The organism is Burkholderia sp. Bmkn7, from assembly GCF_041103175.1.
Lineage (GTDB): Bacteria > Pseudomonadota > Gammaproteobacteria > Burkholderiales > Burkholderiaceae > Burkholderia > Burkholderia cepacia.
In genome coordinates this window covers 828266-846660 of the sequence record NZ_JBGCUH010000001.1, presented here as the reverse complement: position 1 = coordinate 846660, position 18395 = coordinate 828266, and the positions used below count along the sequence as shown (strand labels likewise).

Genomic DNA, 18395 nt, shown 5'->3' with positions numbered 1-18395 from the left:
CACTTACATGCGCGGTATCGAGCGGATATCCGTGCTGTCGCCTGTGCCGCGATCGTCGTCCGCGTCGGGCAGCGGCACGCCGGGGGCGTAGCGCACCACGGCGCCGTGTTCGATCCGGTGCGCGAACGGCGGCGGCGGGTCGATCTCGTCGCCGAAGCGCGCACGCACGAACGCGCGCAGCAGCGCCACGCGTGCATCGCGGGCGTGCGCGCCGCAGGTCGACGGGCCGTCGGCGAAGGTGGCGTCGCATTCGACGTCGTCGCCGTGGCGGGTGATCCGCAGATCGTCGACGCGGTCGAGCACCGCGCCGGCGTCGGCCCACGATGTCGATGGCGTGAACGGGGCATCCAGGTGCCGGAACGCGTCGCAGGCGGCCGTCACGACGACGGTCGGCGTCACGGCGGTGAAGCGCAGCGTGTCTTCGTCGTCCGCGCAGAGCGCGCGGGCGCACCAGTAGTCGAGTGCCTGTCCGTCGAGGGCGTCGGTTCGCATGGGTGAGCTCCGTCCGGTCGAAACCGGCTCACCGCGCAAGCGACGTGCCCGTCGCGCGCGTCGCGCGTATGCGGGCGATCAGTGGATGGTGGTCGGATGCATGCCGCGCGCGCACGCTGCGATGCGTGGCCACGTCGATCAGCAGCTCGCCCGGATGGATCCGGATCCGGGGCAGCGAGAACACCGGGCACAGGGTCGGGAATGTGCGCGGCGCTGTCGGCTGTCGGCCGTCGCGTCGGCGCGTGTCGCGTGATCCCGAACGATCATCGCGCGTCGACGTCCCGGTCGCCGTCGATATGCTGCAGCAGCGCGTCGCAGCGTGCGCGCAGCGCCTGCAGTTCCGGCGAATCCGCGTCGAGCCGCACGCGTTCGCCGCTGGCCGGATCGCCGTGCGCGACCGCGATGTCGTAGATGCCTTGCGCGATCGTCGTCGATGCGTCCGCGATCTTGATCCGCTCGAGCCATCCGCATTCGGCGCGATGGCTCGCGAGCCATGCGCGCTGCGCGCCCACGAGCTGGCGGATCGGGAGCCATGCGCCGGACCGCATGCGCGCGGCGAGCTGGCACGACACGAGATGGGAGAGCAGGTCGGTGCGGGTCACACGAAGCTCCTTGACGCGGTATCGGGTTGACAGGTCCGTACGCAGGCGATGCTTTGCAGCGTTTCGCAGATGGCGGCAAATTCCGGTCCGCTGGTGCGCGAGAACGAAACCGAAATGTCGTCGGTGCCGGGATCGTCGTCCGACTGCTGGACGATGAACCGCTTCACGCGCACCCGGCCGGGGCCGAGCGCTTCGTGCAGCGTGCCGAGCGTCAGGCCGCCGCGTTCGGCCACGAGCCGCAGCGTGCGTTGCTGGCGCTGCGCGATGAAGCGGCGCTCGAGCGGTTTCACGCCCGCGAGGATCGCGAGCACGATCGCCGTCGCGCCGATCGACGCCATGTACATGCCGCCGCCCGTGGCAAGGCCGACACCGGCCACGGCCCACAGGCTCGCGGCGGTCGTCAGCCCGCGCACGACTTCGCCGCGCAGCAGGATCGAGCCCGCGCCGAGAAAACCGATGCCCGACACCACCTGCGCGGCGACCCGCGAGGGGTCGAGCACGACGCCGTTTTGCCCGCGCACGTCTTCGAAGCCGAACGTCGACACCAGCATCACGAGCGCGGAGCCCACGCACACGAGCATGTGCGTGCGCAGCCCGGCGGCCCAGTTCAGGCGTTCGCGTTCGAGCCCTATCACGCTGCCGAGCAGCGCGGCCAGCAGCAGGCGTCCAAGAAGTTCGAGGTGGCCGATCATGATGGGAAATCCTTGCGGCCCGCGCGAGGCGGCCCGGAGCGGTCAAGACTGTCGATACGGTCGATACGCAACGGGACGCAAGCCGCGTGCCGGCCGGGCACGGCGCGTGCGCACAAGGTTCGCGGCGCGCGCGGCGGTCATGCGGCGCGCATTTTTTGCATCGGAATCGCAGATAAGGACAGGAGGCCACCATGCAACATCAACAGGACGCACAGGTTCGCGACCCGTATCGCGGCCATGAAATCCTCGTCTGGGCCCGGCGCGACGAACGCGGCGCGTGGCGCGACGAGGTTCAGATATATGTCGGCGGCGCGCGCGTCGAGCTGATCGTGCCGGAGCCGGCCGGCCCCGAGTGGCTGACCGAGGTCGAGGCGCTGCGCGCGGGCGTCGAACGGGGTCGGTACCTGATCGACAAGCGGGTGGACGACGATTGAGCCGCTCGGCGGCCGCTTGGCGTTACGGCGCGGCGTGGCCGGCCGTTCGTGGCCGGCGAAACCGACGGCGATCCCGCGCAGGGGTGCCGTCGGCGAGGCGGGCGGTTCAGGGGCGCGCGGCGATCTCGTCGAGATGCCACAGCAGATCGGCCGGATCGTCGTACACGCGCAGCGCGCCCGCGCGTTCCAGCTCGTCGCTGCCGTAACCGCCCGACAGCAGCCCGACGCCGAGCGAACGGCAGCGGCTCGCGGCGAGCATGTCCCAGATGCTGTCGCCGACCACGACGGTGTGCTCGATCGGCACGTTCAGCTGCGCGGCGGCCGTCAGGAACAGGTCGGGGTCGGGCTTCGCGTACTTGACCTGGTCGCGCGTGACCACGACGTGCTTCGCCGGATCGACGCCGAGCGCCTCGAGATTGATGGCGGCCGTTTCCATTCGTCCGCTGGTCGCGATCGCCCAGCGGATGCCGGCCGCCGACAGCGCGGCCAGCAATTCGCGCGCGCCGGGCAGCGGCCGGACCTGCGCGCGCAGCCGCTGGTACGCGGCCGCATGCAGGCGGGCAAGGCGCTCGACGCGTTCGGTGTCGAGGTTGCCCGACGTCTCCCGCAGCAGCTGATTCAGGAACAGGCCGCCGCTCATGCCGATCTTGCGGTGGATGCGCCACACCGACAGTTCGATGCCTTCGGCATCGAGCGCCTCCTTCCACGCGAGCACGTGCTGATAGACACTGTCGACGAGCGTGCCGTCGAGATCGAACAGAAATGACGTTTCAATGCGCATGTGAATCTCCTGGCTCGCCGGAGGCGAGCGAACAAGGGGCGAGCGAACGGGGCGCGAAAGCGTGCCGCACATTATCGGCGCAAGGCCGTGTCATGACCATGTCCCGCGGCCGCCACGCGCCGCGCCGTGTCAGGTGCCGCTGGTACAATCGCGGCGATACGCCAGGCCGCGATTCCCGCGCCGCACGCGCCCCAACCCTCGTCGATCCCAGGTATGGCAACACCGGACGCCTTCAGTTCCGAGCACTCATGGTGGGGCGTACTGGCCCTGGCCCTGACCGCCTTCATCTTCAATACCACCGAATTCGTACCGGTTGCGCTGCTCGGCTCGATCGGCGACAGCCTTCACATGCAGCCCACCGACGTCGGGCTGATGCTGACGATTTACGCATGGACCGTCGCCGTCGTGTCGTTGCCGCTGACGCTGCTCACGCGTCACGTCGAGCGGCGCAAGCTGCTGTCCTGCGCGTTGCTGGTGTTCATCGGCAGCCACGTCGTCACCGGCGTTGCGTGGAATTTCACGGTGCTGATGATCGGCCGGCTCGGCATCGCCTGCGCGCACGCGGTGTTCTGGTCGATTTCCGTTCCGCTGGCCGTGCGGATCGCGCCGCCCGACCGGAAAAGCCGCGCGCTCGGCATGCTCGCGATGGGCACGTCGATCGCGATGGTCGCCGGCATTCCGCTCGGACGCGTGATCGGTGAGACATTCGGCTGGCGTGTCACGTTCCTGATCGTCGCGGGCGCGGCGGGTATCGCGTTGCTGCTGCTGCGCGCGACGTTGCCTGCGCTGCCGAGCCAGGGCGCGGGGTCGCTCAGCAGCGTCGGCGTGTTCCTGCGCAAACCGGCGCTGGTCGCGTTGTACGCGATTACGGTGCTCGTCGTGTCCGCGCACTTCACGTCGTACACGTACATCGAGCCGTTCGTTCAAAGCGTCAATCACGCGAGCAGCAGCCGGATTACGTACGTGCTGATCCTGTTCGGTGTCGCCGGGATGCCGGCCGCAATCTGCTTCAACCGCATTTTCCCGCACCGGCCGGACGACTTTCTGCTGGCTTCGATCGTCGCGCTCTCGGGATGTCTGCTGATCCTGTTCCCGTGCGCGCTGAACATCGTGACGCTGTCCGTACATACGCTGGTATGGGGCGGCGCGATCGTCTGTTTCGGCCTGGCGATGCAGGCGTGGGTGCTGAAACTGGCACCGGAGGGGACCGATCTTGCGGTGTCGATCTTCTCCGGGCTGTACAACGTCGGGATCGGCGCGGGCGCGCTTCTCGGCAACCATATCGCCGGCGATTTCGGGCTGCCGTGGATCGGCACCTTCGGCGGCGTGGTCGGTGCGTGCGCGGTCGGGATCGCGTGGCTCGCGCTACGGCTTCACGCGAAGCGGGAGGAGGCAGCCGCGGCGCCGTGAAGCCGCGCCACGGATCGCGCCTGGCATCTCACGCCACCGAATAGCCGCCGTCGGCCACGAGCGCATGCCCCGACACATAGCTGGAATCGTCCGATGCGAGGAACGCGACGATCGTCGCCATCTCCTCGGCCGAGCCCCACCGTCCTGCCGGCGTCGATGCGGCAAATGCCTGTTGCGCGTCGTCCGACGGCCAGATGCCGCGGTGATGGAACGGCGTTTCGATCAGCCCCGGGCACAGCGCATTGACGCGCACGCCGTGCTTGAACCACTCGATCGACGCCGTCTTCGTCATCCCGATCACCGCGTGCTTGCTCGCGATATAGACCGACGCATTCTCGAATCCGATCAGCCCGCCCATCGACGCATTGTTGATGATGCTGCCCGACCCCTGGCGCAGCATGATCTCGGCCGCGTACTTCATCGAGTTGAAGACGCCGCGCACGTTCGGCTCGAACACCTTGTCGAAACGCTCGGCATTCTGCTCGAGTAGCGGCGCGAATACGCCTTCCGTGCCGGCGTTGTTGAACGCGATGTCGAGGCGATCGTAGGTCGCAACCGTGAAATCGAAGAGCTTGCGCAGATCGTCTTCGTTCGCGACGTCGGCGGCACATGCGCGGGCGTCGCCGCCGGCCGTCACGATCTCGTCGACCAGTCGATCGAGTTCGGCCTTGCGCCGGGCGCTGACGACGACCTTCGCGCCGCGTCGCGCGAGTTCGATCGCCGACGCACGGCCGATGCCGGAACTGGCGCCCGTCACCACGGCGACGCGGTTTGCGAGTGGGGCGGTTTGCGTGCTTGCGTTCATGATGTGTTGCTCCTGAAGGGTTGATCATCCACGTCAATGCGACGTCTGGTGCTCATTGTGGTCGCTCGGTTGCCGCAATAAAATGGAACAATCTCGCATTCAGAATTCCTGATTTCGGAATTAAACGCGTCGCTCAGGGAACGTCAGAAGGGTTCGCCATGCTCAATCGACTCGATCTCCTCAAGATTTTTGCAGCGGCGGCCGCGGCACCCACGTTCCGCGAGGCGGCGGCGCGTCTCGGCGTGTCGCCGCAGGTCGTGACGCGCGCGGTGCGCGAACTGGAGGAGATGCTCGGCGAAACGCTGTTTCACCGGACGACCCGCAGCATCCGGATCACCGCGTTCGGGCAGTCGTTCGCGCGCGACGCGAAGGCGGCGCTGTCTACCGTCGACGGGCTGTTCGGGCCGGCGGCCGGGCAGGCCGACGAACCCGCCGGTATCGTCAGGGTCACGGCGCCGTCAGGCATGGGGCGTCGTTACGTCCAGCCGATCCTGATCGACCTGATGCAGCGGTATCCGGACCTCGTGCCCGACCTGCGGCTGTCGGATGCGCCGTCGCCGGTGGTCGACGAGCAGATCGACATCGGCGTGCGTGTCGGCGCAATCGGCGACAACCGCTTCGTCGCACGCATGGTCGGGCCGTTGCCGATGTGGGTCGTGGGGGCACCGTCGCTGATCATGCGACTGGGCGAGCCGAAAAGCCGCAAGGAACTCGCGGCGATGCCGGTCACCTGCCTGATCGACCGCGCGAACGGACGGCCGTGGCCATGGGTGTTTCGCGGCGAGCAGCAATTCGTTCCGTCATCGCCGGCCTATCTGACGGACGACACCGAAGTGGAGATCGAGGCCGTGTGCGCGGGGATCGGGTTCGGTCAGTGCTCGGAGTACCTGGTCAGGCCGCACGTCCAGAAGGGGCGCCTGGTGCGCCTGTTGCCGAGCATCGAACCCGAGCCGTGGAAACTGCACGTGTATCGGCCGCGGCGCGGCCCGATGCCGCGGCGTATCCGGGTGGTGTACGACGAACTGGTGGCGAAGCTCGCGCACGCAACGTCGCGCGCGTAGGCGACGCGTCCGCATGGTCCGGCAGCCCGCCCGCTCATGGCGGGGGCAACACGCCTGTCCGGTTTCGCGTCAAACCGGCAACAACGATCCGAATTGTTTCCGTCCAGTCGATCGAGTTTCCAAAGATTGGGTTTTTGCGGTCATTTGCTCAAACCATTGGCGACAAGGCGATGGGCGACCGGAAAACCGCCATCTCCCAATATGTGGCCGCGTGCCGCAAAGATTGAAACGGGGAAACGAACGTCATTAATCTGCGTACGCGCACAAGGCTGATCGACGTGCGTCGTTTACAACAATCGGGAGACGAAGATGCAGCGCACAAATCATTTAGGAATATTGATGATATGCCTTGCGGCGGCAGCGATCGGCCTGTCCGCATGCGGAGGCGACGATGTCGGTTCGTCGCCGGGAACGAGCACGTCGGCGACGGGAACGGGAGCGACCTCGACGACGGGCGGCAGCACGACCACGACGGACACGTCGCCGACTGCACTGCAGCAGATCGCGGTGAATCCGCCGCCGATGGGCTGGTCGTCATGGAACAGCCTCGAAGAAAACGTCAGCTTCGATACGATCAAGGCGCAGGCGGACGGGCTGGCTGCGCTGAATGCGAACCTCGCGACGGGCAACAAGTACCAGTACGTGAATATCGACGAAGGCTGGTGGACGTCGAGAAAGCGCGACGCGAACGGTAATTTCATCCTCAACGTCGACATGAACGGCAATCCCACCAACCAGTGGCCGGGCGGGATGAAGGCGATGGCCGACTACATTCACGGCAAGGGATTGAAGGCCGGCATCTATATCGATTCCGGGCCGCAGGGCTGCGGCAACACGAACGGCACGCATTTCGTCGGCAGCGATTATGCGCACTACGATCACGATTTCCTGCAGTTCGCGCAATGGGGCTATGACTTCGTCAAGGTGGACTGGTGCGGCGGCCGTGCGGCCGGATACGATCCGCAGCAAGCCTATGCGGCGATCTCGCAGGCGATCCAGAAAGCCTATGTCGCCACCGGCAAGCGGCTGGTGCTGAACATGTGCGACTGGGGCACGCTCGGCCAAAGCGGCTATCCCGACTACAACCTCGGGCCGTGGGACTGGGGCGCGGGCATCGCGACGTCATGGCGCACGACGGGCGACATCTACGGGCCGGGGAGCGGCGTGCCGAAGTTCGGCTCGGTGCTCGGCAACTTCAACGGCAACTATCACCCCGAAGGCCAGCACACCGGTTATTACAACGATCCGGACATGATGGTGGCCGGCATGGGCATGACGGCGGCGAACGATCTTGCGCACGTGAACCTGTGGGCCATCGCCGGCGCGCCGATGATACTCGGCAACGACCTGTCGAAGTCGCTGTCGAGCGAGACGGTGAGCCTGCTGACCAATCCCGAGCTGATCGCGATCGACCAGGACATGCTGGGCCTGCAGGGCTTGAAGGTCGCCGACGCCAACGGGCAGCAGGTGTGGGCGAAGCTGCTGGCCGGCGCAGGCAAACGCGCGGTTCTGCTGTTCAACAACGGTACGGCGGCAAGCGACATGACGGTCACGTGGCAGCAACTCGGTTTCGCCGCCGGCACCTCGGCCGTCGTCCGCGACGTCTGGGCGCACAAGGATCTCGGTGCGGCCACCGGTTCCTATACGGTCGCGAGTGTGCCGGCCGGCGGCACGGTGATGCTCGTGCTGAGCGGCACGGATCTGCCGTCGACCACCTACCTGCCGGGCACCCTGTCGGGCGGCGCGACCATTGCGGACTGCGCGGCGTGTGCAAGCGGCAGGAAGGTGACGGGGCTGGGTGCGGTGACGTTCAATGACGTGAGCTCGCAAACGGCGGGCGGTTTTGTGCAGATTGCGTACCTGAACACCGGGACGGAAACCGTCGAGGCACGGCTCGGTGCGAACGGCGGCAACGGAACGACACTCGCGTTTCCGCCCACGGGCAAGGCCGTCGGCACGGTGACGGTCTTCGTCAACCTGAAGTCCGGGCAGAACACGTTGACGTTGTCGAGCCTCGGTGGCACGACGGCGGCCCCCGACGTCACGTCGATTGCCGTGGTGGCCGGCCCGGTGAAGGTTCCGCCGCCGCCGCCGCTGGCCTACGAGGCCGAGGCGGCCGGCAACACGCTCGGCGGTGCGGCACGCGTGTCGTCATGCGGCGCGTGCTCGGGCGGGCAGGACGTCGGCTATGTCGGCAACGGTGACGGGACCAGCAACGGCACGCTGACGATCAACGGCATCTCGGTGGCGGCGGACGGCACCTATAGCGTCGCGATCGCCTACGTGAACGGCGATTCGGCGCCGCGCAGCGCGCAGCTCAGCTTCGACGGCGCGGCCCCCGTGTCCGTGTCGTTCCCGTCGACAGGCGGATGGGGGAACGTGTCGACGCTGACGGTAACGGGCGCGTTCCGGCAGGGCAGCGCCAACACGCTGAAGTTTGCCAATCCGACGGGCTGGGCACCCGATATCGACGGCATCGGCGCGCCGGCCAAGCAATGACGAGCGCGTGGCGCGGCTTCCCGGTCGAGGGCGGTTGCGCCATGCATCGACGGGCACGTTGCAAGCCGACATATTGCGGCATCATCATGGTGCCGCCGCACCCGCACGCGGTGCCCGACATTCGACTGGAGACCCTGCATGCCGATTACCCGGATTGAAACCCGCGACGCGATGGGCGAACCCGATGTGGTCTATCTCAACCCGGCGCACGTGCTGTGGATGTCGCTGCCGACCGCCGCGCACCGGCGGCCGGGCGGCACGGCCATCCGCGTGGACGACCGCGTGAAGGGCGGCTCGTTGCTGATGGCCGACAATCCGCCGGCTGCGCAACTGTTGCAGGATCTCGGCCCGTTCGTGACGGTGACGCTGGCAAACCCGTCGTCCGACTATCCGAACGGAGTCGTGCATATCCGCGCGCATGCGATCGTCAAGATCGCGACGGACGACCACGACAAGCCGCTGGCCGCTCGCACGTTCGGCTGGGTCCATGTTCAGGATGGCTCGGCTTTCAAGGTCGACGATTACACCGGCGTGGCCGCGTTATGGCAGGCGACGGTCGCGGCCGCATCATGAACCTTTCCGTCTCCGAGATCACGCCGGAGGAACTCCGGCTGTTCGGCGACATCGTCGCCCGCCTCGAAGAGCTGGGGCCGGTCGTCGACGTGAGGACGGTCGTGCTGCCCGAGATCACCCGGCTGATGCGCGCGGATTTCGCCGCGTCGTTCGAGTGCGACGCGCAAACCGGGCTCTGGCGCAACGGATTCTCGTACAACCTCGACCCGTCGCAGATCGCGCGGTACGAAGCGTGGTTCCAGCATATCGACCCGGTTACGTCGCAACTGTGCGCGCGCCGCGTGGCGACCTGCGTCGACGAGGTGATGAGTCGCCGCGAGCTCGAACGCACCGCGTTCTACGGCGACTTCCTGAGCCGCGAGGGCATGCATCACGGGATCAACGTCTATGCGTTCGATGGCGCGACGCACGTCGGCGACCTGCGCATCTGGCGTGCGCAGGGCCGGCCCGACTTCACCGAGCGCGACAAGCTGCTGCTGGACGGCATCGAGCCGTTTTTCCGGCGTGCGCTGCTGAGGCGGCGTCATGCGTGTACCGGGCTGACCGAACGCGAGAGCGACGTCGCGCGGCTCGTCGCCGCCGGCTACACCGACAAGGACGTCGCGCGCACGCTCGGCATCGGGCTGGCGACGGTCCGCACGCATCTGCGGCGCGTGATGGCGAAGAAGGGCGTCGCCAACCGCGCGAGCCTGGCCGCCGCGCTGGCGTGACCGGCGGCGCGGCCGTCGGCCGGGGTCATCCATTGTGATGATGGGCGTCAAAATCGGCACGCCCTACCTTGTGGCGATCCCCCGTGACGAGGAACGACGACGATGCCCACCCTAGGAACCCTGACGCTCACCGAAGCCCGGAACGCGATCCTGCGCCGGGAGTTTTCCTGTGTCGAGTACGCATACGCGCTGATCGAGCGGCACGCACGCTGGCGCTACCTGAACGGTTTCACGTGCGTCGACGATGCGCGGCTGCTCGCCGAAGCGGCCCGCTGCGACCGCGACCTCGCGACGTCGGCCACCCCGCACGCGCTGCTGGGCCTGCCGATCGCGATCAAGGACAACATCGACACCGCCTGCCTGCCGACCGGCAACGGCACGCTGGCGCTGCACAACCGCGTGCCGCCGCAGCACGCGCCGGTGGTGGCGCGGCTGCTCGCGCACGGGGCGCTGATCGCGGGCAAGGCCAACCTGCACGAGCTGGCGTTCGGCGTGTCGGGCAACAACCGCGTCACCGGCGCGGTACGCAACCCGTACGATTTCAACCGGATTCCGGGCGGCAGCAGCAGCGGCTCGGGCGCGCTGGTCGGCGCGGGCGTGGTGCCCGCCGCGCTCGGCACGGACACCGGCGGCTCGGTCCGGATTCCGGCCGCGTTGTGCGGTGCCGTCGGCCTGCGGCCGACCGTGGGGCGCTACCCGTCGGGCGGCGTGGCGCCGATTTCTCGCACGCGCGACACCGTCGGCCCGATCGCGCGGTCGGTCGAGGACATCGCGCTGCTCGACGCGATTCTCGCCGGCGCCGCCGCGCCGCTGTCGCCCCCTGTGCGCAGCGTGACGCGCCCCGTGCGTCTCGCGATTCCGCGCACGACGTTCTGGCGCGGCCTCGCGCCGGACGTCGACGCGGTCGCGAATGCCGCGGTGGCGAAGCTGGAGCAGGCGGGATTCGAATGTGTCGACCTCGACCTGAACGACTATCCGGGGTTCTTCGATGACGAGCCGGCCGTCATCGCGATGTACGAATTCCGTTCGTCGATGCACGCGTACCTGGTCGAGAACGGCTACGACCTGACGGTCGACGACATCGTCGCGAACGTGGGGAGCCCGGACGTCGCGAAGATCGCCCGCCATGTCACCGGCCCCGACGGGATCGGCGAAGCGGCCTACCTCACCGCGCTCGACCGGCGGACGCGTTCGCGTGCCGCGTATCGGCAGTGCCTCGCCGACAGCGGTGCCGACGCGCTGGTCTTTCCGACGACGATCGCCACCGCGTGCCCGATCCCGGCGTGCGACACGATGATGCTCAACGGCGAAACCGCTTCGGTGTTCTCGACCTACATCCGCAATACCGAGCCGGGCAGCAACGCCGGCGTGCCGGGCATGACCATCCCGGCCGGCCTGACGGTGGACGGGCTACCGGTCGGCCTCGCACTCGACGGCGCGGCCGGCACCGATCGCGAACTCATCGCGGTCGCGCTGGAGGTCGAGCGGGTGCTCGGGCGACTGCCTGCACCGGACGACGGGTTCGGGGTCGAGGGCAGGTTGGGCGGTTATCTGGGCTGACGCCGCGCCGCCGCGCCGCCATTTTGCCGCCCCGCGGACGTGGACGGGGCGGCGGCTGAATCGTCGAAGCCGGCGGCGCTCGCCGCGAAGCCGGCCGACATGCACGACCTGCGGATTCCGCTGACGCCGAACGGCCGTGGATCGGCACCTTGGGCGGCGGGGTCGGCGCAGTCGGGATCGTGTGACTCACGTTGCGGCCGCACGAGAGGCGGGCGGGAGCGCGGGCGCCATCGCCGCACTCAGTATCAATGCGCGCCGGCGTTCGTGATTCCCGCTGCATCGAGCTGCCTGAGCTTCGCGTACACCGTGGTGCGCGAGATGCCCAGTTGCCGCGCAGCGGCCGACACATTGCCGTCGTGCTCGTCGACCGCCCGGCGGATCGCGTCGAGCGACTGCTCGTGCAGGCTGGCCTGCGGGCTGGCGGCCGGCGCCGTGCCGCACGCGTCGGCTGCGTCTTCCAGCGCATCGGATTGCCGCCGCGTCGCCGCCCGATCGAGCGGTGCGCGCACGGCCCGCACCCAGATGTGGCTGCCGTCGTCGCGCGCGATCCGCTGCGGCGTACGCGCCGGTGTCAGCAAACGACGCTGCTGCGCGGGCGTCGCGCCGGGAAAGAGTTGCCGGAGATCGTGCGGTTCGACCGGCCCGGCCGGCGCGAGCTCGAGCATCTGCCGCGCGAGCCGGCTCGCCGCGCGCACGCGGCCCGCCTCGTCGAGCGCGACGACGCCCGCGAGCGGCGTGCCGAGCCAGCGCGGATCGTACTGCACCTGCAGCAGATGGCAGTCGCGCAGCATCGCATACAGTCGCTGTTCGGCGGACAGCGCCGCATGCCGGAACTGCTCGCGCAACTGCACGACATTGCGCCGGCCGACGCCGGTAATGTCCAGCGCGCCGATCACTTCCCCGTCGAAGCCGACCAGCGGCACCGCGAGACAGAACACGCGCGAGAATTCGTCGAGATAGTGCTGGGCGCCCGCGACGACCGCCTCGGTGCCGTCGTGAATCACGCAGCTCGGCGCGGTCGTGCCGATGTTCGGCTCGACGATCCGGCGCCCGGCGACGATCGGCGTCAGCAGCGTGTCGTCGCAATGCGGGCTGCGCCGCGCGTGGACGATCGTGCCGCGCGGATTGACGCAGAAGATCGTCCACTCGCTGCCGCCGAACGCGGCCCACAGCTGCTCGATTTCCGGCGCGACGCAGCGGGTCAGCCGACGGTCCGCGCGCGATTCGTCGAGTTCGCGCTGCATTTCGTAGCGGGCGGTTTGCCACGGCCGGAGCCCGGCGTCGCGTGAACGCAGCCACGAGCGCGCGACGCCGGCCGGCAACGCCGTTTCCGGCAGCGGTTCGCCCGCCGCGAAGCGGGCGCGGAGCCGGTCGAGGTCGACCGGCCGTGCAGGGGATTCGGGGGCTGCATTCACGCTGCGCTCCAGTTGGGTCGAAGGTTCGGGCCGGACGTGCCGGCCCGCGTGTCGCGCGAATGCGTAATATAGCCCGGCGCCCGCGGCGCGGTATTTTCGCGGCGGCTACGCTGCCGCACGAGGCCCATGCGGCCCCCGGTCGCGATTTACCCCGCGACCCGGGGCATGTCGCCGCTCAATGCGGCAAACGCAGGATCGGCTTGAGCGTGATGCCGCGGCTGCTGTCCTCCGCGGCCTGGTTGATCTGTTCGAGCGGATAGAACTTCACCAGCCGGTCGAACGGAAACCGCCCCTGGAGATGCAGCTGGACGAGCTGAGGAATGAACGTCTGCGGCACGCTGTCGCCTTCGACGATGCCGCGGATCGAACGACCGCCGAGCAGCAGGTTGTTGACGTCGAATTCCGCCTTCGTCCCGAGCTTCGGCGCGCCGACCACGCCCATCGTGCCGCGCGAGCCGAGCGCTTCGATTCCCTGCGACAGCACGGCGGGCAGCCCGGTCGATTCGAGCGCGTAGTCGACGCCGCCGCCGGTGATCTGGCGAATCGCGTCGACGACATCGACTTCCTTGCTGTTGATCGTGTGCGTCGCGCCGAGCTCCAGCGCCAGCGCGAGCCGCGACGGCACGATGTCGACGGCGATGATGGTCGTCGCGCCGGCGACGCGCGCGGCCATCACGGCGCTCATGCCGACCGCGCCCGCGCCGAAGCTTGCGAAACTGCTGCCCGGGCGCACCGCGAGTGAATTGATCACCGCGCCGGCGCCGGTCTGGATCCCGCAGCCGAGCGGCCCGAGCAGCTCGAGCGGCGCTTCCGGCGGCACCTTGATCGCGTTGTTCTCGCGCGCGAGCGCATAGCTGGCGAACGACGACTGCGCGAAGAAATGATCGTGCAGCGGCTGCCCGTTTTCGTCGCGGATCGCGGTCTGTCCGTCGGCGTCGGCGCCGCCGAAATTCAGCCCGAAGAACTGCCGGCAATACGCGCCGTGACCGCCGACACAGGACGGGCAGTGGCCGCACGCGCCGTAGGTGAGCACCACGTGATCGCCCACGGCGAGCGTCTTCACGTTCGGGCCGACCGCCTCGACCACGCCGGCGCCCTCGTGACCGAGCACGGCCGGCAGCGGTACCGGGTAGTACTGGTCGCGCACGATCAAGTCGGTGTGGCACAGGCCCGTCGCGACGACGCGCACCCGCACCTCGTCGCCGCGCGGCGCGCGCAGGCGGGCGGATTCGATCGAGAAGGGTGCGCCGGCCGCGCGCGCGACGGCCGCGGTGACGACGCGGGTATCGTTTTCGGTGTACATGTTCGGTCTCCTTGTCAAATCGGATACAGCGGCGCTTCACCCTTGATCGTCAGCCACTGCCACTGCGTGAACTCCTCCCAGTTTGCCGCGCCGCCGATGCTCGAGCCGTTGCCCGATGCGCCGACGCCGCCGAACGGGTTGATCACTTCGTCGTTGACCGTCTGGTCGTTGATGTGGAGCAGCCCGGTGTTCAGGCGCTCGCCGATCCGGAGTGCCCGGCCGACGTCGGCGGACAGGATCGCCGTCGACAGCCCGTATTCGGTGCGGTTCGCGAGCGCGATGGCGTCCTCGTCCGTATCGAACGGCACGACGACCGCGACCGGCCCGAAAATCTCCTCGTCGAACGCCGGGTTGCCCGGCGCGACGCCGCTCAGCACGGTCGGCTCGAAGAACAGGTCGCGATGGCCGCCGCCGGTCTCGACGCGCGCGCCCGCGCGACGGGCTGCGTCCACCAGGCTCGCCGCATGGTCGAGCTGTGCGGCATTGATCAGCGGCCCGAGGCCGACGTCCGCGCTTGCGGGATCGCCGACGCGCAGGCTTCGCGCCTTCTCGACGAGCTTCGCGACGAAGCGGTCGTGAATGCTGCGCTGCACGAGCACGCGGCCGGTCGCCATGCAGATCTGGCCTTGATGCAGATACGCCCCCCACGCGGTATTGGCGACGGCGCGCTCGAGGTCGGCGTCGTCGAGCACGATCAGCGAATTCTTGCCGCCGAGTTCGAGCGAGACCTTCTTCAGGTGGCGGCCGGCGGCTTCGCCGACCTTGCGCCCCGCCGCGGTCGAACCGGTGAACTGGATCATCGCGATGTGCGGATCGGCAACCAGTGCGGCGCCGGCCGCGCCGTCGCCGGGCAGCACGTGCAGCACGCCTTCCGGCAGGCCGGCGAGCTCGAACACGCGGGCGATCGCGACGCCGCCGCACACGGCGGTACGCGGATCGGGCTTCAGCACGACCGCGTTGCCGAGCGCGAGCGCGGGCGCGACCGCGCGCATCGCGAGGTACAGCGGGAAGTTGAACGGCGAGATCACGCCAACGACGCCGCGCGGGCGGCGGCGCGCGAGCGACAGCCGGCCGGCCGCCGACGGCAGCACTTCGCCTGCCGCGCGCGACGGCAGCCCGGCTGCTTCGTGCAGCGCCTTGATCGTGACCGACGTTTCGAACGACGCCTTCGCGCGCGTCGAGCCGCTTTCGCGCACGAGCCAGTCGACGATCGCATCGAAGTGCGTTTCCGCGACGGTGGCCGCGCGGCGCAGGACGGCCGCGCGCTCGTCGTACGGCAGCGCGAACCATGCGGGCTGTGCGCGATGTGCGGCGGCCGACGCTTCGGCCACCGCTGCGCGATCCGCGAGGCCGAGGCGGCCGAGCGTGTTGCCGGTCGCGGGTTCGATCACGTCGGCCGCGTGCGGGCTGGCGTGCCAGCGTCCGTTGAAAGTCTTGCCGTGCCAGATGTCGGCGTCGAACAGTGCCGTGTTGCTGCTGCTATCCATGTACGCTCCTGAGGAAATTCCGACCCGCCGGATCGGGCCTTGCATCGTCCCGACCGGCATGCGCGCGAGGGTAGGCGGGCGCGGCGAAGCGGGGCTATCCGGGTTTCTTCCCACCCGCGGAGGGCGCGCGGAATGGGGGGCGTCTGCGAATTTGTGTGCGGAAACTGAACAGTCGTTGTGCGGGTTGGTGCCGCACGCCGTCTGGGGACTCGGCAGGTTATGGCAGGTGTAGTGCGACGTGCGCTGCGTCTGAAGGCTCGGCGCGCAAACCTGTGGGAAGACACCTGAGCTCACGCTTCGTCGGAGCGGTAGTTGGCGACCCGCAAGGGGGGCGTGTTTGCGCAAAACGGACATTCGAAGCATTCGCCACGAACGTTGCACCGCATAGCGGTGCCTCTCCCGGTGCTAGCGCGTTAAAGCTTCCATGGTTTGGACAATACGGCCAAACTTGTCATTGCCCTCAAAGGCCGCACAGGTCCGTGCGTATACCTGTTCCTTCCCGTCATTCTTGGAAAAAAATACTTCCGCGCAATCGCAGCGTAAGGTTGCCACCTTTGCATGAGTCCGGGTATCGGTTAACGTCGCGACCCAGCAACTATCGGCACATCCACAGCTACCGTAGGCAAGTACTTGATGGCGCCGGTGCCAAGGCAACGGCTCGGTCCTCACGCCTTGCGCTCCAACCTTTGACAAGAATAAGAGCGCGAGCAAACACACGGCCGTGCGCGTTCTATTGCGGTTCATGTCTATAACCATCGAGATTTGATTTTACTAATAGTGACCTGCGGCGGGATTTTGCAGCCACGCCCGATGAGTATCTTGGCCTCGGCGCGACTGCGGAATCCTTCCCGATTAAATCGCTTTTCCCGCAGCGTGCCGTTGGAACCTTCAGCGGAGTCGTTCTGCCAAGGGCGGCAAGAACGGACACAGCGTGTACGATCTGATCTTCAAGAAAACCATCCAAGGAGAGAGGAATGAGTCCGGAACAGGCCCGAGCCGAAGAAACCCAGGCGATGGAGCGCATGGTGGCCGCCACGCTGCGCGTGCAGAGTACGTTCGCCTCGATGCAGAAGCAATTTCCGCCGCAAGGCAGCGGCGAGCCTTCGCCGTTCGCGCTGCAAACCTTTGATGCCGCCCTGCAGGAACTTGAAGACGCACAGGCCGCGTTCGATGCGCTGCTGAACGATCTGATCGACGGTAACCGCTAAAGGCTACGCCCTTGTCTGCACCGATTGCCGACGATCTAAAAAGCTGTGTCGAACGGCCGCTTGAATCCATCGCCGACGGCGGCCGGCCGCCGTTCTGTGACGCATGACCGGCGCAGATCGACCCTGAGCAGTCTTTCATCCACGCCAATAGCAGACGTTCAGTGGCTGACGAGGTGGGTAGTCAATGGCTAAGTCGTTCCGCGTGTAGGTTTCATCGATAGGCGACCTCCGTTGCCGACCACGCTCAAGTTTTTCCGAAAGCGGCCGACCCTTGTAAAACGGTCGAGTGAACAGCGTCCGAGTCGCGCACGTGTGCAGCGACGGTTAGCGCAGATTGGTGATCATCAAAAATCGACTGCAGGGGCATAGCCAAAACCATTGGTAGTCGCTAATTTTATTCTCAATAAACAATAAATTCACTGATCTTCGTATCCTTCCGTGTTTAAGTCAAAATGCTCCACCCATATTTTTATCTTCGCCGAGGATCCCGAATTCAGTCCTCCCCCGCTTGGCGGTGAGCCAGTGAGTGTGCCTCCGATTTGATTGAGATAAAAGTTCGTGAAAAATTGTAAAGGATAAGCCGCCGATACTTCAAGCGGCTCTATCACATTCATGAACGCCGTAAAACTATCGTGATGCGGAGCTGTTTCAGTGAAATCATACGGAGAGAGATGTATTAGAAATTTTCCCGGCACACAAATGGCAGGTGGAAAATCGTCGATATGAGAAATCCCCAGTTGCTGCTGAATGTCGCCATTGTCGAGCGCATTGAAAAATCTTCGTATATCGAAACTTGAATTGTAACCAAATATCGCCAAAAATGGCGCGCACTTAGCGGCGGATGTTGCATCCCGGATCGATTTGATATTTTGAAGCGCGTCAATCAACGTCCCAGCCCAACGGAATCGCTCTCCGTTTCTTGAAAGCGGGAATTGGTCGGCTTTATCACCTGACTTTGCGATTTGCTTGTACAACGTCAATTCACTTTTGATCTCAATGGCCGCATATAGAGCTTCCGGTCGAATAACTACGTAATCGGAAGTCCATAGTTCGGGATGACGTTGAGTCTCATCGAACACTAGGCAGTCAATTTGTCGACTCTGGATAAGCTCGCCAGATTCGGATTGCACATCGAATGCCGACACAAATCCTGTTCCCATCGATAGCTGCTTCGGTGTGAAATCGCGCAAATACTGACGCAGCCTACTTTCGCGAAAAGCACCCAGCGAAGTTGGATGTTTTGTAAAAAGTGAAATTTTTTCGAAATCCAAAAGCAGCTTGCTCTGCTCAATTTCATAAAACCGCTTGGCCGTATTGTTCATTGTAATCTGAATGGATTTGAAGGATTCGGTTGCCGCTTCAT

17 protein-coding genes and 1 pseudogene are annotated in these 18395 nt (G+C 66.6%); 8 read left to right on the top strand and 10 right to left on the bottom strand.

The annotated features are described in order from the left end of the window. Positions 1-3: 3 nt before the first annotated feature. The 4 genes and pseudogenes from AB3K92_RS03720 to AB3K92_RS03705 all read right to left on the bottom strand — a co-directional run bounded on the left by AB3K92_RS03720 (position 4) and on the right by AB3K92_RS03705 (position 1786). Positions 4-492 (bottom strand): phage protein NinX family protein, encoded by a 489-nt coding sequence (locus AB3K92_RS03720; RefSeq protein WP_059675820.1) that lies wholly within the window; start codon positions 490-492, stop codon positions 4-6. Then, a pseudogene (locus tag AB3K92_RS03715) lies at positions 396-718 on the bottom strand (endonuclease); the annotation flags it as partial. The pseudogene AB3K92_RS03715 and the gene AB3K92_RS03720, both read right to left, overlap by 97 nt. 37 nt (positions 719-755) lie before the next feature. Beyond that, positions 756-1094: a hypothetical protein gene (locus tag AB3K92_RS03710; RefSeq protein WP_059648549.1), complete on the bottom strand. Its 339-nt coding sequence runs from the start codon at positions 1092-1094 to the stop codon at positions 756-758. Next, positions 1091-1786, bottom strand: coding sequence for an MgtC/SapB family protein (locus AB3K92_RS03705; protein ID WP_369464463.1), 696 nt, complete (start codon positions 1784-1786; stop codon positions 1091-1093). The genes AB3K92_RS03710 and AB3K92_RS03705 overlap by 4 nt, the downstream gene beginning before the upstream one ends. Before the next feature lie 191 nt (positions 1787-1977). Here AB3K92_RS03705 and AB3K92_RS03700 point away from each other — a divergent pair, with 191 nt between their 5' ends. Further along, positions 1978-2220 (top strand): DUF6566 family protein, encoded by a 243-nt coding sequence (locus AB3K92_RS03700; protein WP_021161537.1) that lies wholly within the window; start codon positions 1978-1980, stop codon positions 2218-2220. Between the two features lie 106 nt (positions 2221-2326). On the opposite strand, the gene AB3K92_RS03695 is transcribed toward AB3K92_RS03700, so the two are convergent. Then, entirely contained in the window at positions 2327-3001 is a 675-nt protein-coding gene (locus tag AB3K92_RS03695) for an HAD family hydrolase (protein ID WP_059492711.1), read from the bottom strand. 213 nt (positions 3002-3214) lie between these two features. On the opposite strand from AB3K92_RS03695, the gene AB3K92_RS03690 reads away from it, so the two are divergent. Next, the gene (locus AB3K92_RS03690) at positions 3215-4411 is read left to right on the top strand and encodes a sugar transporter (protein ID WP_048028957.1); all 1197 of its coding nucleotides are present in this window, start codon (positions 3215-3217) and stop codon (positions 4409-4411) included. Between the two features lie 28 nt (positions 4412-4439). Here the strand turns inward: AB3K92_RS03690 and AB3K92_RS03685 are convergent, their stop codons facing one another. After that, positions 4440-5216, bottom strand: coding sequence for an SDR family NAD(P)-dependent oxidoreductase (locus tag AB3K92_RS03685; RefSeq protein ID WP_048028956.1), 777 nt, complete (start codon positions 5214-5216; stop codon positions 4440-4442). Between the two features lie 158 nt (positions 5217-5374). On the opposite strand from AB3K92_RS03685, the gene AB3K92_RS03680 reads away from it, so the two are divergent. The 5 genes from AB3K92_RS03680 (at position 5375) to iaaH (ending at position 11619) form a co-directional block, all read left to right on the top strand. Further along, the gene (locus tag AB3K92_RS03680) at positions 5375-6277 is read left to right on the top strand and encodes a LysR family transcriptional regulator (RefSeq protein ID WP_059485871.1); all 903 of its coding nucleotides are present in this window, start codon (positions 5375-5377) and stop codon (positions 6275-6277) included. Between the two features lie 339 nt (positions 6278-6616). After that, positions 6617-8776 carry an alpha-galactosidase gene (locus tag AB3K92_RS03675; RefSeq protein ID WP_230963128.1) on the top strand — a complete coding sequence of 720 codons (2160 nt, stop codon included), beginning with the start codon at positions 6617-6619 and terminating at the stop codon, positions 8774-8776. A 138-nt stretch (positions 8777-8914) separates the two neighbouring features. Next, positions 8915-9349 carry a hypothetical protein gene (locus AB3K92_RS03670; protein WP_059657909.1) on the top strand — a complete coding sequence of 145 codons (435 nt, stop codon included), beginning with the start codon at positions 8915-8917 and terminating at the stop codon, positions 9347-9349. Continuing rightward, positions 9346-10059 (top strand): helix-turn-helix transcriptional regulator, encoded by a 714-nt coding sequence (locus AB3K92_RS03665; RefSeq protein ID WP_059492958.1) that lies wholly within the window; start codon positions 9346-9348, stop codon positions 10057-10059. Before AB3K92_RS03670 ends, AB3K92_RS03665 begins: the two co-directional genes overlap by 4 nt. A 102-nt stretch (positions 10060-10161) precedes the next feature. After that, positions 10162-11619: an indoleacetamide hydrolase gene (iaaH, locus tag AB3K92_RS03660; RefSeq protein WP_369464462.1), complete on the top strand. Its 1458-nt coding sequence runs from the start codon at positions 10162-10164 to the stop codon at positions 11617-11619. Between the two features lie 245 nt (positions 11620-11864). Here the strand turns inward: iaaH and AB3K92_RS03655 are convergent, their stop codons facing one another. The 3 genes from AB3K92_RS03655 to AB3K92_RS03645 all read right to left on the bottom strand — a co-directional run bounded on the left by AB3K92_RS03655 (position 11865) and on the right by AB3K92_RS03645 (position 15824). Further along, complete coding sequence (locus tag AB3K92_RS03655; protein ID WP_369464461.1) at positions 11865-13034, bottom strand: helix-turn-helix domain-containing protein; 1170 nt, start codon at positions 13032-13034, stop codon at positions 11865-11867. 175 nt (positions 13035-13209) lie between these two features. Next, positions 13210-14337: an NAD(P)-dependent alcohol dehydrogenase gene (locus AB3K92_RS03650; RefSeq protein ID WP_369464460.1), complete on the bottom strand. Its 1128-nt coding sequence runs from the start codon at positions 14335-14337 to the stop codon at positions 13210-13212. Positions 14338-14351: 14 nt separating this feature from the next. Then, complete coding sequence (locus tag AB3K92_RS03645; RefSeq protein ID WP_369464459.1) at positions 14352-15824, bottom strand: benzaldehyde dehydrogenase; 1473 nt, start codon at positions 15822-15824, stop codon at positions 14352-14354. A 974-nt stretch (positions 15825-16798) separates the two neighbouring features. Between AB3K92_RS03645 and AB3K92_RS03640 the strand changes: the two genes are divergently transcribed. Then, positions 16799-17032, top strand: coding sequence for a hypothetical protein (locus AB3K92_RS03640; RefSeq protein ID WP_009691834.1), 234 nt, complete (start codon positions 16799-16801; stop codon positions 17030-17032). A gap of 416 nt (positions 17033-17448) precedes the next feature. On the opposite strand, the gene AB3K92_RS03635 is transcribed toward AB3K92_RS03640, so the two are convergent. After that, positions 17449-18354: a DUF6602 domain-containing protein gene (locus tag AB3K92_RS03635; RefSeq protein ID WP_369464458.1), complete on the bottom strand. Its 906-nt coding sequence runs from the start codon at positions 18352-18354 to the stop codon at positions 17449-17451. Positions 18355-18395 lie beyond the last annotated feature (41 nt).